The 17867-nt window shown below is 61.0% G+C and carries 14 protein-coding genes; 7 read left to right on the top strand and 7 right to left on the bottom strand.

All coding sequences use genetic code 11. The features are described from left to right. Positions 1-280: 280 nt before the first annotated feature. The 6 genes from C8D92_RS08020 (at position 281) to C8D92_RS07995 (ending at position 7335) form a co-directional block, all read left to right on the top strand. On the top strand, positions 281-691 hold the full coding sequence (locus tag C8D92_RS08020) for a hypothetical protein (protein ID WP_133243120.1): 411 nt from the start codon (positions 281-283) through the stop codon (positions 689-691). A 297-nt stretch (positions 692-988) separates the two neighbouring features. Beyond that, entirely contained in the window at positions 989-1543 is a 555-nt protein-coding gene (locus tag C8D92_RS08015) for a heme NO-binding domain-containing protein (RefSeq protein ID WP_116919009.1), read from the top strand. A gap of 2 nt (positions 1544-1545) precedes the next feature. Beyond that, positions 1546-3435, top strand: a complete 1890-nt coding sequence (locus C8D92_RS08010; RefSeq protein WP_116919008.1) for a putative bifunctional diguanylate cyclase/phosphodiesterase — start codon at positions 1546-1548, stop codon at positions 3433-3435. Between the two features lie 69 nt (positions 3436-3504). After that, positions 3505-5805, top strand: coding sequence for a molybdopterin-dependent oxidoreductase (locus tag C8D92_RS08005; RefSeq protein ID WP_116919007.1), 2301 nt, complete (start codon positions 3505-3507; stop codon positions 5803-5805). Between the two features lie 42 nt (positions 5806-5847). Continuing rightward, positions 5848-6306 carry a DUF2489 domain-containing protein gene (locus C8D92_RS08000; protein WP_095611871.1) on the top strand — a complete coding sequence of 153 codons (459 nt, stop codon included), beginning with the start codon at positions 5848-5850 and terminating at the stop codon, positions 6304-6306. A 258-nt stretch (positions 6307-6564) separates the two neighbouring features. Continuing rightward, positions 6565-7335, top strand: a complete 771-nt coding sequence (locus C8D92_RS07995; RefSeq protein ID WP_116919006.1) for a substrate-binding periplasmic protein — start codon at positions 6565-6567, stop codon at positions 7333-7335. 164 nt (positions 7336-7499) lie between these two features. On the opposite strand, the gene C8D92_RS07990 is transcribed toward C8D92_RS07995, so the two are convergent. The 6 genes from C8D92_RS07990 to C8D92_RS07965 form a co-directional block, all read right to left on the bottom strand. Beyond that, positions 7500-7784, bottom strand: coding sequence for a hypothetical protein (locus tag C8D92_RS07990; protein ID WP_095611869.1), 285 nt, complete (start codon positions 7782-7784; stop codon positions 7500-7502). A 263-nt stretch (positions 7785-8047) separates the two neighbouring features. Then, positions 8048-10807: an insulinase family protein gene (locus C8D92_RS07985; RefSeq protein WP_165819253.1), complete on the bottom strand. Its 2760-nt coding sequence runs from the start codon at positions 10805-10807 to the stop codon at positions 8048-8050. Positions 10808-10851: 44 nt separating this feature from the next. After that, positions 10852-11316, bottom strand: a complete 465-nt coding sequence (locus C8D92_RS07980; RefSeq protein WP_165819252.1) for a TolC family protein — start codon at positions 11314-11316, stop codon at positions 10852-10854. Between the two features lie 687 nt (positions 11317-12003). Continuing rightward, positions 12004-13380 carry an HDOD domain-containing protein gene (locus C8D92_RS07975; RefSeq protein ID WP_116919003.1) on the bottom strand — a complete coding sequence of 459 codons (1377 nt, stop codon included), beginning with the start codon at positions 13378-13380 and terminating at the stop codon, positions 12004-12006. A 92-nt stretch (positions 13381-13472) separates the two neighbouring features. Next, positions 13473-15548 (bottom strand): ATP-dependent DNA helicase RecG, encoded by a 2076-nt coding sequence (gene recG / locus C8D92_RS07970; RefSeq protein WP_116919002.1) that lies wholly within the window; start codon positions 15546-15548, stop codon positions 13473-13475. Between the two features lie 59 nt (positions 15549-15607). After that, complete coding sequence (locus C8D92_RS07965) at positions 15608-16570, bottom strand: hydrogen peroxide-inducible genes activator (protein ID WP_116919001.1); 963 nt, start codon at positions 16568-16570, stop codon at positions 15608-15610. Between the two features lie 65 nt (positions 16571-16635). On the opposite strand from C8D92_RS07965, the gene C8D92_RS07960 reads away from it, so the two are divergent. Continuing rightward, positions 16636-17484 carry a sugar nucleotide-binding protein gene (locus tag C8D92_RS07960; protein WP_116919000.1) on the top strand — a complete coding sequence of 283 codons (849 nt, stop codon included), beginning with the start codon at positions 16636-16638 and terminating at the stop codon, positions 17482-17484. On the opposite strand, the gene C8D92_RS07955 is transcribed toward C8D92_RS07960, so the two are convergent. Beyond that, a complete protein-coding gene (locus C8D92_RS07955) occupies positions 17481-17867 on the bottom strand; it encodes a RidA family protein (protein ID WP_095612315.1) in 387 nt (128 codons plus the stop codon). The two genes, C8D92_RS07960 and C8D92_RS07955, sit on opposite strands and share 4 nt — an antisense overlap.

Raw genomic sequence — 17867 nt, 5'->3', positions numbered from 1 at the left:
GACGACACCGCAGTCCACTCGAATCATCTCCTCTGACCCGGGCGTTGCTCGAGTGGGGTGCAATGTGTCCGATCCGCCCTCGACCTGCCCACAGTTGCAGTCCATTTTCCAGACGGGTGGCCTCAATACGGAAATCATCGGGCCTGTCGACCCAAACGATCCCTCCAAAGGGGTGGAAGTACGACTCTATCCGACACTGCTGACCACAACGTCGGTCACGGTATACGCGGACCTGACGGGTCCACTCGCAGGCATTATTGACCTGGGAGGGGTGACGTTTGTGGAAACGCCGACAGGCAAGCAGGTGATTCGCATGAGGTATCAGGATCAAGACAACGATGGCATCCGAGACAGCTTTATTCGCGGGGTTATCAAACCAAACGGCAGCGATGCGCCTATTTTTGAGGCCAAAGTCGATCTCTATCTGGACGCGCCTGACCTTGAACCCACAGGAGGGCTTAGTCACAACGTTCACAGTTCTCCCGTGACCCTGGATCTCCGCGGGCGGGTCAAGTTTCTGACTGACGGACGAACCCTGATCGAACAACGAAACCAGAACACGCCAGCGGTGTCGGTCAGCGTCGGCGGTGGCGCGGTAACCTTCGATCTGCTTCTGCCGGTGGAACAGACCCTGCTGCAATTCCTCTCCAACCCGATCAAGGATCTCATCGCCCCTCCCGAAGAGTCCTGATCGGCGCGAACCCACCGGGCTTGCCATGGGGGCGCCCGGTGGTCTTGAAGCCGGGTCCCGCGCCCGGCTTCCCCGGACCCCGGCAAGGGGGTCTTCGTCCCTTTGGCCGGCCTCTCTCTCGGGCCGGCCCTTTTTTGGGGCGCTATCCCGTCCCGATGTTCAGAGGCATTCAGCCGAGACGCGCGTCGTCCCACGCCTTTGGGACCGCCAACCGGTCTGCGCTCATCATCTGAGCCTGTCACGACGCATCACCGTGCTAGGATAGGAAGCGGAATACCCGTAAGAGGATCGCAGTGAATGATCGGCCTGATTCAACGTGTACTGGTCCAGGTGATTGAAGACCAGGGAGGCGAGGCGGCACTGGACGCCATCTGTGAGCAGGCCGGCCTCCGGGAACGGCCGGATTTCCGGATTGATCAGGACTACGACGACAACGAATGCCTGGCGCTGATTCAGGCCACAGCGGACCATTTCCAGTTGAGCGAGGACGACCTTTTCCGCCTCTACGCCGATTATTTTATCCGGATCAGCCGCCAGCAGTTTCCGATGTTTTACGAGATGTCGGGCAGCGCCCGGGAATTCCTCGAACGACAGCCGCGCATTCATTCCACACTGGCGGCCTCGCTGCGTGACGAGTCATCGAGGGCACGGGTCCGGGACAAGTTCGATGCGTGGCACGACGGCGATTTTATTCACGTCCTCTACCGCTCGCCGAACCGGCTCTGCGGTCTCTACGAAGCCCTCTTCTATCGCCTGCTGGACGAGTTCGGCGAGCGAGGCCACCTGTCCGTGAAGGCCTGCCAGAAACGCGGTGATGAGGCCTGTGAGTTCTGTCTGGATCTGGAGTCCTGATCATGGCCGATTCCGAGAAGGCGCTCAGGGCCAGCATCAACCGGATCGCCGACCAGCTGTGCCAGGCGGTCGACGGCAACTACGACTTCCACGTCAACGCCAGCAGTGATGATCTGGACATCCAGAAGCTGTCGGTCCTCTCCAACTTCGTGCTGGAGTCGGTCCGCCGCAACCTGACGGAACTGGAAGGGGTCCGGCATGACCTGCAACAGCGCGTCGAAGACCGCACCCGACAACTCGATCGAATCATCAAGGGGGCCAACGACGGCGTCTGGGAGTGGGACCTGGCGAGTAACGAACTGACGGTGTCCGAGCGTTGGCGCACGATGTCCGGTTGCGAACACTGGCCGGGCACCTTCGATGCCGACGCCTGGCTGGCACGCATGCATCCGGAAGACCGAGGCCCCTTTCGCACCGCCGTTCTGCAACACACCAGCGGTGTGTCGGAACGCTTTTCTGCCCAGTACCGACTCGAAAACGGCCGGGGAGGCTTCCGCTGGATGGTCGCGCGCGGCATCTGCGATCATGATCCGGCATCGGGAGAGCCCCGTCTGATGGCGGGTACCCAAAGCGACATCACCGAGCAGAAATTCGTACACAGCGCCTCCGGACTGGCGAACAAGGACTATCTTCGGCTCGTTCTTCAACACCGGCTTGCTCCACCAGACGGGCCAGCGCCCTCGCTCATCGTCATCCGGCTGTCGAACCTGCCCCTGGTTCGGGAAAACCTGAGAAGCCAGGAGGAGGGAGAACTCGGCGCGGCCATCCGAAGACGCCTTGAAACGTGCATGGTCCCCAGTGATCTCGTCGCCCGGCTGGTGGACGGAACGCCCGCGATGCTGGTCCACCAGACAGACGCCCAAGAGCTGGAACAGCGGGCCTGCACCGTCCTTCAGGCATTTGACGAGCCCGTCACACTGAGTCGTCGCAGCGTCTGGCTGACCGCCTCAATCGGCATTGTCCAGAGCCACGAAACCGTGGGCCGGGATGCGGATGCCATGCTTCAGGGCGCCCACACGCTGCTGCGCCACATGCGCCAGAGGGCCACGGGCCACATCACCTTCTTCCAGCGCAGCATGCACAACGAGCATGCCCGCCGACTCGAGAGCGAACAGTTGCTGCGCGATGCCCTCGCCCAGCTCTGGGTGGAGCCGTTCCTTCAACCGCTGGTGGACACAGTAAGAGGCACTATTACCGGCTTTGAAGCGCTTTGCCGCATCCGGCACCCGGAAACAGGCCTCGTCTCCCCGGGTGAGTTCATTCCCGTCGCGGAAGAAACCGGGCTGATCCATCCGCTGTCGTTGCAACTGCTCGACCAGATTCTACCACTCCTGTCGGACTCCCGGATGACTGAGCGCTACGGAAACGCGTTTTATATCAGCTTCAATTTGTCTCCCGTACAGCTCCAGGACCCACACATGGGTGAGGAGATTCTCGAACGACTCCGTCACAGCGGTGTGTCACCGGAAAGGCTGAACATTGAACTGACGGAAACCGCCGTCATGGGCGATGCCAATACGGCCATTGAAATCATGGAACGATTCGCCACCGCGGGCTTTGCCATCTCGCTGGACGATTTCGGCGCGGGCTACTCGTCTCTTGGTCTGATACGAAGCCTGCCCCTGCAACAGGTCAAGATCGACCGGTCGCTGGTCTCCAGTGTGGATACGGACGACGAGAAGCGCGCCATCCTCAACATGATTCTTTCTCTCTGCGAACAGCTGGATCTGACGGCTGTTGTCGAGGGTGTTGAGACCGAGACCGAACTGGCCTGCCTGGCCGGCATGGGAGCCCAGCTGGTTCAGGGTTTCCTCTTCAGCCGCCCCCTGCCACCGGAGACGCTGCTCGATCAGGTTCCCCCCCGGGGCCTGCTGTCAGCGGCGGGCTCGTGAGTCCTGTTCGAGCGGGTCGTAAGCGCGTAGTCTTGGGTCAGAAACAACAACAGTCGAGAGAGCGGATTCATGAATACCGGCACTCACTTGCGAACCTGCCACCTGTGTGAAGCCATGTGTGGCGTCGCCATCGAGGTGGAGGACGGCGCCATTCAATCGGTCAAAGGCGATCCCGACGACCCGTTCAGCCATGGCCATATCTGCCCGAAAGCCGTCGCCCTTCAGGACCAGTACAGCGACCCGGACCGGCTGAGAAGGCCGCTGCGGCGCACCGCCGATGGCTGGCAGGAAATGGAGTGGGACGCGGCACTGGACCTGGTGGCCGAACGCCTCGCGCAGGTCCGGCACAATCACGGACGCAATGCCGTCGGCGTCTATCAGGGCAACCCCAATGTCCATAACCACGGGGCCCTTATTGCCGGCCAGTCCTTCCTGCGGGCACTGGGCACCCAGAACCGCTTTTCGGCCACATCCAATGACCAGCTGCCCCACATGCTGGCCAATCTGGAGATGTTCGGCCACCAGGCCCTGTTCCCGGTGCCGGACATCGACCGCGCCGACCTGTTCATCTGCATCGGGGCGAACCCGATGGCATCCAACGGCAGTCTGATGTCCGTTCCGGACTTCCGCGGGCGCCTGAAGGCACTGAAGGATCGGGGCGGCGAGCTGGTTGTTCTGGATCCGCGCCGCACCGAGACCGCACGCCAAGGCAGTGAGTTCCACTTTGTCCGGCCCGGCACCGACGCGTTGCTGCTGATGGGGATGATCCACACGCTGTTCGATGAGCAACTCGTGGACCCGGGAGCGGCCGCTCCCTACGTCAAAGACGCCGATCTGCTGCGGCTTGCCGCCCTGCCCTATGCACCAGAAAGGGTCGCCGAACCGACCGGCGTTGAGGCCGACACGATCCGTTCACTGGCGCGCCGACTCGCGGGAACCCATCGCGGTTTCCTCTATGGCCGCATCGGCACCAGTACCCAGAGTCATGGCGGTGTGGCGACCTGGCTGATCTACGCGATCAACATACTGACCGGTAAGCTCGACACACCAGGCGGGCTGATGTTCACGCATCCGGCAATCGATCTGGTGGCACTCGGTGCCCTATCCGGGCAACACGGTCATATCGGCCGGCGCCACAGTCGTGTGAGGGGACTGCCGGAATTCGCCGGCGAGTACCCCGCCAGCACCATGGCGGACGAGATGCTGACGCCGGGCGACGGACAGATCCGGGCCTTCGTGACGATTGCCGGTAATCCGGTGCTGTCGAGCCCTGGTGGCCAACGTCTGGATGATGCGTTTTCCGGGCTCGATTTCATGGTCTCCGTCGACTATTACCTCAACGAAACGACCCGCCATGCGGACGTGATCCTGCCGCCCACTCATGCTCTGGAGCGCAGCCACTACGATGTCATCTTCAACATGCTGGCGGTCCGAAACGTCGCCAAGTACAGTGAGCCGCTGTTCGAGCCCGACGCGGATGGGCGGCACGACTGGCAGATTCTGCTGGATCTCGCCCACCGGCTGGAGCAGCACAAGCGCGGCGGCGCTCTGCCCCTGCGGCAGGAACTGGGCTGGCGAGCCTTTCGCAAAGCCGGCCCGGACACACTGCTGGACGTCGCCCTGCGAACCGGGCCCTACGGACCCACTCCGGGTCGGCTGACACCTCTGTTCCAGACCGCTCTGGACCGGATTCAGGCCATCCTCCCGGAGAAACACCCGCTGCAGGGTCTGTCCCGCCTGAGCCCACTCGACCGGCGCTGGCGGGAGCGGCCCAAAGGGCTGTCACTCAGAACACTGAAGGCCTCGCCCCATGGTGTGGATCTGGGGCCGCTACAGCCCGCCTTGCCGGACCGTCTCTACACCCGGGATGGGCGCATCCACCTGGCCCCGCGACGGTATCTGAGCGATCTCGAACGACTGTACGAGCGACTGACCCAGACGCCCACCCAGGATCTGTTACTGATCGGGCGCCGCCATGTGCGCAGCAACAACTCCTGGATGCATAACAGCCAGCGTTTGGTGAAGGGCAAGGAGCGCTGTACCCTCATGATCCACCCACGGGACGCCTCCCTGTGTGGCGTGGACGATGGGTCACTGGCGCAGGTGCAAAGCGAGGCCGGTCAGATTGTTGTGGCCGTTGAGGTCACTGACGACATCATGCCCGGCGTGGTTTCGATACCGCATGGCTGGGGCCACCATCGCGAAGGGACGGCCCAACGCGTCGCGGAAGCTCACCCGGGCGCGAGCATCAACGATGTGGTCCGGGACGATCAGGTCGATCCGGTCAGCGGCACATCCGTTCTCAACGGTCAGACCGTATTTGTCCGTAAGGCACGTCGCCAGGATGCCGGCCGGAAAACGGTTGCCTGAGGCGTTGCTGGACCCAATACACTCAAACGACAGGAGCGACGGATGCCCGGTTGGTTGCAATGGGGACTGATTCTGGCGGGGCTCGCGGCCATCGCCTTCCTCGCCCGCTTCATCACACAACGGCTGCGTGCCGAACGTCAGCAGCAGCGCAGCGACGCAAAAACCCGCGCCCTCCAGAAGGAGCGCCGCGACAGCATGGTCGAAAGCATTCGGGTGCTCGCGATGGCCGTGGAGCAGGACCAGATGGAATATTCCGAGGCCTGCCTGCGCATCAAGGGCCTCCTGGACCACGTCAAACCCGAACTGCTCGACGAAACGCCCTACCGGATTTTCCGGGAGATCCACGAGCGCATCGAACACATGCCTACCCACGAGGAACGTCAGCAGACGGATCGTCATTTCGTGCGCAAGATGGACAAGGAACGCTTCGCGCTCGAACAGGAACACGCCGATGCCATTCGACGGGCCGCGACGGCCGTACGTCACCACCCATTCGATTAGTTAAGGAAGTGCTTAGCCGCTGAAGGGCGAGCCGCTGACGGCTCTGGCTGGACGGCAACAGCTATTGACGGACATCCCCCGTCTGAACGCTGTTGCTGTTTCCGTGGCCCGAACCGTCAGAGGCACGCATTCGGTCGGCGAATGAACCAGACGGGACACGAGTGTCCGGCAACGCCCTCACTGGCGGCCTGACTGCCGCTGGCGTCCGCATCCTCCGCGGTCTACTGTGAAAGAAGTCACTGACGAGGAGGAGCTCTTATGAACTGGCCCACACCACGCGACACCGCCATTTCAGTACTGGTACTGTTTTCGTTCACTTTAAGCGCCAGCGCCGATACGGTCTCGATACGGGCCGATTCATGGTACCCAATGAACGGCGACCCCCGCTCAGACAAACCCGGCTACATGATTGAGCTGGCGGAGACCATCTTCGGTCAGCATGGCTACGAAGTCGACTATCAGAATCTGCCCTGGGAGCGCTCTCTCCAGTCTGTGCGACGCGGCAATCACGACTGTGTGGTCGGTGCTTATGAGGCCGATGCGCCCGACTTTATTTTCCCGGACACACCATGGGGATATGACCAATCGGCATTTTATGTCGACAACGACAGCACTTGGCAATACGAAGGGCTCGAGTCGCTGTCATCCGTGACAATGGCCATTATTGGCGGCTATGCCTACGGTGAGGCATTCGATGCCTACGTCCAATCCCATCCAGAACAGGTCCAGTCGCTGAACGCCAACAACGCTCTGGAACAGAACATTCGCAAAGTCGCCGGTGGACGGGTGGATGTATTGATCGAGAGCCCCGCAGTTCTCGAGGCACAGCTCCAGGACATGGGCATGTCCGGTCAGCTCAAGCAGGCCGGCACACTGGGCGACCCGGTACCGATGTACATCGCCTGCTCTCCGGCCAACGCCGAACGCAGCAATCAGCTTGTCGAGCTGGTCAGTCAGGGGACGCGCGCTCTGCGGGATAGCGGGGAACTCGAGCGGATCATGAACCGCTACGGCCTTGACACCTGGTAACGCAGTACCAATCATCCAAAAAAGCCGGCTCCGTCGCCGGAGCCGGCAAGCTCACCCGCTTTTGCAGATCGGGCCGGACGCACGTCGGCCTTTCCTTCTCAGGACGGGATTCGTCAATACGCCTGCCGCCATGAATGACCGCAGCACGCACTCCTCAATGTCGTTTACGCAACACCGGCACCAACCGATCGGTCTTCGCGCAACGGCGCCGGCGCGGCGATGCCATTTTCCTTCACCAGAGCGTCCCCCTGTTCCGGCTCAAGTTGTTGCCAGAAGTGCCGGTAGTATTTCTGGATCACCTGGTCTTCCGACTGCGACGTCAGACGCAAGAGCTCAAGCCGCTCCCTCTCGTCTCCCAGATGGAAGCGCCGACCACCGCGACGCCGGTACTGGGTACCGAGTTGCTGGAGATGAAAAATCGTACCAGAACTGAATATCGGCCTATCCATGGGACCACTCCCTTATTACAAAGACACGACAGCGGGCCGCGTTCAACGCCCTTATTCCCTCTTCTAACCAGTAGGATAGACAACAAAATGGCGGAATGAGCCCCCGATGACAGGCCGTCATACGGGGCCAGGCAGCCCGCCCCACTTTGTGACGGGCTTCACGTTTGTTTTTGCGGGGATTTTTCTTTCGAGAGCCTAACGATTGGTTACATTTCGTTACAAAATATGGAGGCTAGCATCAGGTGCATCAGGTACTGACACCGTCATCGTTGTTCCTGTGACGCCAGTAGGGCCAGCGGCGATGCGTCTTTCCCGAGTAACTTACGGCAATACACCCGAAAGTCATCAACAGAGAAGTCCTCCAAAGCCGCCTCAAGCCGCGCCGCCTCGTCCAACGGCTCACCATGACGCCGGATAACGCTCCACCAGTAGGAACCATACCGCTTCAAGCTCTGCTTCCTGGCACCAAGCGCTTGCCTGAGACCATTCTTGTATTGCTCGAACATTGGTTTTTTCAGGGTGTTCAACCGTTCCAGGAACGAGCGTTTCGCCTCTTGAAGATCAGAAACCACTGCCTGAGAAGCACGGTCCGGTGCCTGCAGAAGCGTCACCAAACCACGCCGCTGATAGCCTTCTGTCAAGGTCGCAAATGCGACGTATCCCTTCTCTTTCCCCTGACGGAATGCCTGGAAGACGTGTCCATGCAGCATCTGGGCGACCAACAGAGCAGGCTCCTCAACCTTCGACGGATCACCGGCCCCGAAATAGAGCAACGCGGCCGCACCCGAGGCCATGACGGACGACTCGCTCTCCCCACTGACTGGCCCCGGCTCTGGCAATCGGTTCGCCAATGGCTTGAAGCCACCTTTCTGGGAACTGGATACCCATTGACCCATCGAGCGTGCCTGATCCGGCGTGTAATTCCCATAAACAAACAGATCAAGTGCCGGACGTCGCCAAAACCGACGGTGAAACCGCGAGAGGTCCTCCACAGTGGCTTGGCGCATCACGGCGTTTTCCGGACCCGGTTCGCCAACTCCGGGATTGAGCCGGACCTGGAGAGAGGCCATGAGTTGTCGGAACGGCTGCGAATCCCTTAATTGGCTGAGTTTCAGCGCCGCTCGGGCTTTGGCGCGTCTGAGCAGGGTCGGCGTCATATCCAGCGACCGGATGTTCTTCAGTACCTGTTTCACAAATTCAGGCTGCTTGGCAGAGAAACCGCTGAAGCCCATCGTCATTCCATGGTTGGTCCGCTGCATGGTCAGCGTCAGACCCGCTTCTGTGCCTTCACGGCTCAGTGGATTCAATGCTTCATGCAGTGCGTGCAAGTAGAGCTGAGTCAGCGCGGGAGATCGTTGACTGGCATTCACGGCATCCGACTCAATCGCCAGCATGATCTGCCCCCGAGGCGTGCGAAACTCAGCGTCCTGCAAATGCCATAGTCGAAAGCCCTCTGAGGATTCCAGAAGTCGGGGTCTATCAGACTTGCTCTCAAGTGGATACACCGATCTGGACGAGGCAAGAAACGGGTTGGCTTTCGCCTGGATGGAAAATGACGTGGGAGTCCCCCCATCACGCCACCGAGCACGGGTGCCCTCGCTGACCATTTCTGCAGCGTAGGACTGGCCAGACGCCGGATCGGATTCCGGGAGATGTTCAACGTCTCCTCGATGGGTAACAATGACTCGACTGGGCCTCAGCGCATCCAACGCTGAGATCACCACCCCCCGGTCAAATTCATGCATTAGGCGGGGACCGGAGAGCACCTTTTCCATCGGGTAGCGTTGCAGAATCGCTGAAAGCTGGGCAAGGTCGGCCATGACTGACTGCTTCTGCGGGTGCCTGAACTGCTCGCGGGCCTGGCGTTGCTGCTGCTGGTAGAGTCGCTCAAGTTCCTTGCTGTTCCGTAAAGCCTCCAGATACGCAAACACCTGTCCGATCACTTGATGTCGGGCGCCTTCACCTTTCTCAGTTAACGACAGTACGATATCGAACGTGGCATAGTGCTCCGTCTGCACTCGCGACGTCACCTCCACATCGCTTACCCAACCTTTTTCACGTAGGGCAGGTACCAGTCGACCCGATGACTGGCTGGTCAGATGCCGACCGATGAATGTATAGGGTTTGACCCGACTCAGCTGATGCTCCGGCATTACCGAAAAGCTCAACATCAGGCGACTGACGTCGCTTTCTTTCTGGAGGCGCAACATCTTCGGTGTCTGCGATGGTTCGATCAACGGCACCTCATTCGTGTCGGCCACGACGGCATCTTTAATTTCTGACGATGCCAGCACCTGAAAATGCTCACGAACCTTCTCCGCCAGCTCCGACGTTGGTGAAGGACCGATCACCACAAGCTTCATTCGCGAGGGCACGTAATAGCGCCGATGCCAAGCTTTAAGGCGTCGCGTCAGCACAGCATTGTCGATCTTTTGATAGGACTTTGCGTTGCCCAGACTGAAACGTGCGAACGGATGGTCCGGGTTGATTTCCCGCTTGAACACAGAAAGCGCGCGCCACGCCGGGTCCATGCGCCGGCCTTCAAACTCGGACTGAATGGTTTCCACCTCCCCGGCAACCGCCTCGGGTTCCAGGGAAGGCGAGGCGAGAAAACTGGCAAATCGAGACAGCCCTTCATCAAGGGCATCCGCCCCTACCTGGAAGAAAAAACTGGTCATGTCAGGCGCCGTATAACCATTAAAGGTCCCGCCGGAGCGATTCACATAGTTGGAAAAACCGCCCTGTTCCGGATAAGCGTCTGATCCGGCGAACACCATGTGTTCAAGCAGATGAGACAGGCCAGGCACATCGTCCGGGTCACGATCACTGCCGACCGATACCGTAAGCCCGGCCCCGGCGACAGTTGTTTCCGGATCGGACACCAACAGCACCTCAAGGCCACTGTCCAACTGAATGGCACTGTACTCGCGCAGGTCCAGCTTGGGCTTATTGATCGCGCCCTGCACGGCGCTGGCAATCAGGGACAGCAGAACAACAACCACTGACAGGCATTTCCTTTGCACAATAGACTCCTTATACAGAATACGAATATAGGGATTGGTCAGCATTACTCCCGTTGAAGGCTTCGATAACCCGCAACACGGGATTCGAGGGTCCGAATGCGTACCTGGGCGCGTAATGCCTCCAGATAGGCCTGGAGCAGCTCACGATTGAAGCCTTGCATTCGCTGCTGGAATTCGAGTTCCGCAACCCGTGAGCCCGCACGCCCCTCTTGGTAGTCGTACCAGGCATCCAGCCGAAAAAGGGGTTGGGTCAACGAGGCCTGATACCGCGTTACAGTGATTTCACGCCGCTGTTCGGTAACAGACCCGGGCGGAGTGGGCTGGTCAGACCACTCCCGTTCCCGGGAATGCTCCCCGGAAAGACTCAGACTCGGAAGTAAGCCGGCACGCCCCTGCGCCAGCGCCTCCGTGCCCGCATCACGCCGATGGCGAGCCGCCTGGAGTTCAGCATCATGCTCAAGTGCAAGCGAATGCACGTCAACAAGGTCGGGCGTCACCTCAGACGCCACGACATGTCCGGCAAAAAAAGAAAGCAAAACCGCACACGAGAGTGCGGCACTCTGCGTCCGTTGCATTGCACCAATCATCCTTTTGGTGTCCATGTGGACAAACTGCCGTTCGGATACAGCTTGCCCGTTCATCCCATAGGAACCGTGCACCAGCTCGAACACACCAAGCAACTCCGTAATACTTGCTATAGGCGCTATGTGACACCCATCACAATTTCTAAAAGGCAAGTATTGAAGGCAAGTAATTACCCGGCCTAGGTTTGAAACCGTTGCTCCATGACCGGTCAGGGACAACACGGAAGTGATTGGTTCAATTAATCAAAGACTGCGCGGTCTTAGCCGGGGCTTGCCAGGGAGGGGGTATGAAGCGAAAGTCAGAGACTATATGGCTTTTCTGCGTTTATATTGTAGGTTCTGGGGTTTCTTTTTGGGCTAGGGGCTATCATTCAGATTTCGAGTACGGAGACATTCCCCTGCTTTTCGTTGTTTTCGGTTTCGGGTTTTTGTTTGTTTATGTATTTGGTCGATTTCTGGATCGATGGTTCCGTTAGGAAGCGACTTTGAAAACCCTCACTCTCGATACTTTATAGGCGACTGTCGGTACCTGGACAACCTGAGCTCAAGTAACAAGTGCAGCACCACCCGCTCATGCCAAAGTGCTGTAGCTATTATCTGAATTCAGGGACACTACGTCGCAGACTGCATCATCCCCGCCATCGCGAGGATGCTGTCGCGCTTGTCCAGCATGAGGTCGAACTGTTCGGCAACGTCATCGCGGTTCAGGCCGAGTTCGTCATAGAGGTCATCCGGTACCGGCTGGGCCACTCCCATGTCGATCCCCCGCTCGATCAGCAGTTGCCGACTCAGCCAGAGAATCCGGGCATAGACCGCGTTGGGGCCGCGGTATCCGGGGTTCTTCTGGTAACGCAAAGCGACGGTGACTTCGTCCGGCATGCCCCAGTTTTCCATGAGCTGCGCGCCGAGTTGCTCGCGGGTGACGCCCAGCAGCTCATGCTCGATCACGGAAGAGTCGAGTTGTGGATTGGCTTCAATGTTCCGGCAGATCAGACGGAACTGGGGGCGGAACACCTGATTCAGTACCAGATAACCAAAGTTATGCAGCAGCCCGGCCAGATAGGACAGCCCGAAGGAGGGCCGCTCACCACGGCGCATCATGGCGGCCAGAACGCCGGCTGCCTGCGCCTGCCAAATGGCCTGCTGCCAATAGCCGATATAGCCCTGCGGCTCATCTTCGGGCGGATGGAGGGCCCGCCCGAGCGACAGCCCCATGGCGAGATTCATCACCAGATCGAACCCCAGCACCCGGGAGACCGCGTCGTGCACGGATCGCACCTGCCCGGCCGCCGCATAGAAGGAGGACGACGCCCAGCTCACCACCTGCGCGGCCAGGCTCGGGTCGTTCTCGACCACGTCCACCAGATCGCCCATGAGGGCATTGGGATTGACCCGCAGGTGGATGATTCGTTGCGCGGTTTCCGGCAGCGGCGGGAGCTCCAGCGTGTCCTCGAGACGCTGCTGGATGCGACGCCCGGTAAAACGCTGGACCGCGGTGTGAACCTGCTCCAGGTCGCGCTCCGGATCGGAGTCATTCACGTCAATGTTTTCGACCGGCACGCTCACTGACAGCCGTCGGGCCTGGCTGGTGAGTGACTGAAATGCCTCCCGCGGCATGGTGACACGAGGGCCGTGCGGCGACACCACCAGACTCACGCCATCCTGGCGGTCAACGCGCTCGTCCACCACGGTCGACCACCCCGTCAGGCCCGGCAAAGCGGGCAGACTATCCACGCCCAGACGTTGTTTGAGCCGTTGGTGCTCTTTCTCCCCAACCAGACGGTAGGACGATTTCAGGGCCTGATTGAGCCGTGACAGATCCAACAGATCCCGGCATCGACAGATCACCTGGAGTTTGTCCGCGCCTTCCTGCAACAGGACCATGCGGATGTCGTCGTCACCGGGCTGGATGTCGGCCACCTCATACACCGGCGAATCCGGGTCGGCATGGGCATCCAGAGCGTGCTTCACGGCAGTGGGTAATTCCATGATGTCTGTCTCTCCTCATACCTAATGCGGCGTTCGCGCTGGGAATGAGCGCTTCATTGTTGTTTTTCTCATCCGATGGTAGCTGAAACCATTCACACATCACCATAGCGGATACGCTCGCCCAACCACCGCTGGATGAGCGCGTTCACGCGACGGTCGTCATCCATCAATGCCGGCGCCTTCTTCCGAACGGCCTCGATCCAGCCCCGATCGCGTTCGAAATCCGCGATGCGGAACTGCATCAGGCCGGTCTGACGGGTCCCCAGCACCTCGCCAGGACCCCGTATTTCCAGGTCCTTCTCGGCAATCACGAATCCGTCCTGGCTGTCGCGTAACACCTGGAGCCGCGCCTTGCCATTCTGGGACAGCGGCGGGTGGTACATCAGGACGCAGTAGCTGGCGTCGTGGCCGCGGCCGACCCGGCCCCGCAACTGGTGCAGTTGCGCCAGACCCAGCCGCTCCGGATTCTCAATGATGATCAGTGACGCGTTGGGCACGTCCACGCCCACTTCGATAACGGTCGTCGCGACCAGCAGATCCAGCTCCCCGGCCTGGAACCGGTGCATAAGGTCCGCTTTCTCCGAAGCCTTCAGACGCCCGTGAACCAACCCGATGGACAGCTCGGGCAACCGTTCGCGCAACTCGTCAGCCGTCGCCTCTGCCGCCTGACACTGTAATGCTTCGGATTCCTCGATCAGCGTGCAGACCCAGTATGCCTGACGGCCCGATTGGCAGGCGCCACGCACCCGCTCCACCACCTCTTCCCGCCGGCTGTCGGGGATCGCGATGGTCTCGATGGGCTGCCGCCCTGGGGGCAGCTCGTCGATCAGGGACGTATCCAGGTCGGCGTAGGCGCTCATCGCCAGGGTCCGGGGAATCGGGGTGGCCGTCATGATCAACTGGTGGGGCGCATAATCGCCGGCGGCGCCCTTATCCCGCAGCGCCAGTCGCTGGTGAACCCCAAAACGGTGCTGCTCGTCGACAATGACCAGCCCCAGCCGCTCGAACGCCACATCGTCCTGGAACAGGGCGTGGGTGCCGATTACCAGCCGAGCATCCCCCGATGCCATGGCGGACAGGACGGCGTCACGCGCGCGCCCCTTGGTCTTGCCACTGAGCCAGGCGGGCGTCAGGCCAAGCGGCGCCAGCCAGTCCCGGAAGTTCACATAATGCTGTTCGGCCAGAATTTCCGTCGGCGCCATGAGCGCGACCTGTGCGCCGGCAGCGATCGCCTGCAGAGCCGCCAGGGCCGCCACTACGGTTTTGCCCGAGCCGACATCACCCTGCACAAGCCGGAGCATTGGCAGGGGTTGGCTGAGGTCCTGACGAATGTCGTCGACGACCCGATTCTGCGCCCCTGTCAGTGCAAACGGAAGCTGGTCGAGAAAACGGTCCGCCAGATCCCCCTGCGGCAATAATGCCAGCGACTGACGCGACTGGATCTGGGCCCGCACCTTGAGCATGCTGAGCTGGTGGGCCATCAACTCTTCCATCACCAGCCGCTGCTGCGCCGGGTGCTGCCCTTCCATCAACGCCCGGACCGGCGCTCCCGCCGGCGGCGCGTGGACCATCGACAGGGCATCGGTAATGGTTGGGAACTGGTACTCCTCCAACACTCCGTCCGGCAACCATTCGCGAACCGGGTAACGACTGAGATACCGTTGCGCCTGCTGACACAGGGACCGCAGGCGCGGTTGCTGAATGCCTTCGGTCAGAGGGTAGATCGGTGTCAGGGTGGCCTGGTCCGGCGACGGCATGGGGGGTGGGTTGACCTGGTATTCCGGGTGGTAAAATTCCATCCCCGCCCGGCCCGGCCGCACTTCGCCAAAACACCGTACCCGCGTCCCCTCGGACAGCTGCTTTTTCTGTGCGGCACTGAAATAGAAAAAACGCAGTGCCAGAAACCCCGAATTGTCCCGTACCGTCACCTGCAGGCTCCGGCGGCGGCCCATGACCATATCGGCGCTGACCACCTCGCCCTCGACCACGGCCACGTCGCCCACGTGAAGGCTGCCAATCGGCGTCAGTCGCGTGCGATCCTCATAACGGTAGGGAAGATGGAACAGCAGATCCTGCAGCGTATGGATTCCCAGACGCGCCAGCCGGCCGGCGAGCGCATCGCCAACCCCTTTGAGGGCGGTAACCTGAATGTCTTCCAGTGACGTCATAAGAGGGAGTCCAAACGCTCAGGCGGGCCGGCGTGATGCCACCCCCTGAACGGCCCGGATCAGGCGGTCGCGGCGCTTTTCGGTAGCGCCCGATCGGATTTTTCGATCACCCGGCACTGGCTCGCCGCCAGCGACAGCACGTCGATGGCCTTGGGCCGGGGGAACGTGACCCGCCAGGCCAGCGCCACCGAGCGGAACGGCACCGGAGACTGGAACGGGCGAACGGTAAGGATGTCTTCACGGTATTCCATGGCCGTCGCAGCCGATAGCGGGAGGACCGTGATGCCCAGGCCCGAGGCCACCATGTGGCGGATCGTCTCCAGCGAGCTGCCTTCCGTGACAAGATTCGCCGGCCCCTTTGCCGCAGTGCGACTGGAAATCGCCTCTTCCAGAGGCGGGCATGACTCCAGTACCTGGTCACGGAAACAATGCCCCGGGCCCAGCAGGAGCAGTTGCTCATCGGCAAGCTGATCCGGTGTCAGGGCCTCTTTGGCCGTCAGCGGGTGATCGGACGGCAACAGCACGACAAACGGCTCATCGTACAACGGCAGCGTCACCACCTCCGGCTCCTCAAACGGCAGCGCGATAATAATGGCATCCAGCTCCGAGTGACGCAGTTTCTTGCGCAGGTCGGCCGTGTACCCTTCCTCAATGAACAGTGGCATGTCCGGCGCCCCGCGACGCAGCTCCGGCAACAGATGGGGGAAGAGGTACGGGCCGATGGTGTAGATGGCCCCCACTTTCAGTGGCGACCCCAGCTGGTTCTTGCCGTCCTGTGCCAGATCCCGGATGACGCCCACCTGGTCCAGCACGCGCTGGGACTGCTCGATGATCCGCTGACCGGTTTCGGTGACCCGGATGCTGCTCTTGCTGCGCTCGAACAGAGCAATACCCAGTTCTTCTTCCAGTTTCTTCACCGCCACACTGAGTGTGGGTTGACTGACGTGACACTGCTCGGCCGCGCGGCCAAAATGCTTTTCCCGTGCCAGTGTCACGATGTACCGTAATTCCGTCAGGGTCATGGGCGTCTCCGCGCTAATGTCTCATGCCGTATCAATGAAGCATAGAATAAGGATTAAGATTGACTATGGCAATCAGCACTCCCCGCATCCTGATGGCTGGCTGCGGCAAGCTCGGCACGGCCATCGCCCGTGAACTGACGGACGAGGCCCGGGTCTTCGGCCTGCGACGCCACCCGGACGACCTGCCAGGCCCCATCATCCCCTTCGCTGCCAATCTGCAGGAGCCGACAACACTGACCGGCCTGCCACCCGATCTGTCGGTGGTGGTCTATTGTCTGACGCCGGACGCCTATACTGACGAAGGATACCGAGACGCCTTCGTCAACGGCCTCCGAAACCTGCTGGAGGCCCTTTCCGACGCCCGGGAACAGCCGGCACTGCTCTTCGTGTCCAGCACGGGGGTCTACCATCAGGATGACGACAGCGTCGTCGATGAAACCAGCGAGACCCGCCCCGAACGTTTCAGTGGTCAGCGTGTTCTGGAGGGCGAGCAGCAAGCCCTTGATAGCGGGCTCCCGGCGACCGTCGTGCGATTCAGCGGCATTTATGGCCCAAGCCGTGGCCGTTTTCTGGAGAACGTGCGCCTGGGGCAGATCGATCCACCCCGGCCGGGCCCTTACACCAATCGCATCCACGAAGACGACGCTGCCCGCGCCGCGGCGCACCTTGTGCGACAGCGACTGGCCGGAGCGGACGTGGATGGTCGCTTCCTCGCCAGTGACGATGAGCCGGCCCGGCTCGACGCGGTTGTGGACTGGGTTCGTCAGCAGACGCACTGCGCCGACCCGGCGCCCGATGCCAAGCGCGGTGGCCGGGCCGGTAGCAAGCGCTGCGACAATCGTCGGCTGCGCCAGTCAGGCTTCACGTTCCGCTACCCGAGCTTTCGGGACGGCTACCAAGCGATGCTGGGTTAGCTGAGCACCATCACGCCATCCATCTCCACTGCCGCCCCTTTGGGCAGCGCGGCAACGCCAATGGCGGCGCGGGCCGGATACGGTTCCTGAAAGAAGGTCGCCATGACCTCATTGATGGCGGCGAAGTCGTTGATGTCGGTCAGGTAAATGTGCAGTTTGACAATGTCTTCCAGACTGCCGCCCGCCGCCTCGCACACCGCCCTGAGGTTTGCGAACACCCGCTTGGCCTGATCGGTGACATCACCGGCCACCAGCGTCATCGTTTCCGGATCGAGCGGGATCTGACCTGACAGGTACACCGTGTCGCCCGCCTTGACGGCCTGGGAATAGGGGCCGATGGCTTCCGGGGCCGTATCGGTCTTGATCACGGATTTGTTGGTCAT

The organism is Tamilnaduibacter salinus (genome assembly GCF_003096655.1).
Taxonomy (GTDB): domain Bacteria; phylum Pseudomonadota; class Gammaproteobacteria; order Pseudomonadales; family Oleiphilaceae; genus Tamilnaduibacter; species Tamilnaduibacter salinus.
The sequence above is the reverse complement of the archived record's forward strand: the minus strand, read 5'-3'. Positions and strand labels throughout refer to the sequence as shown.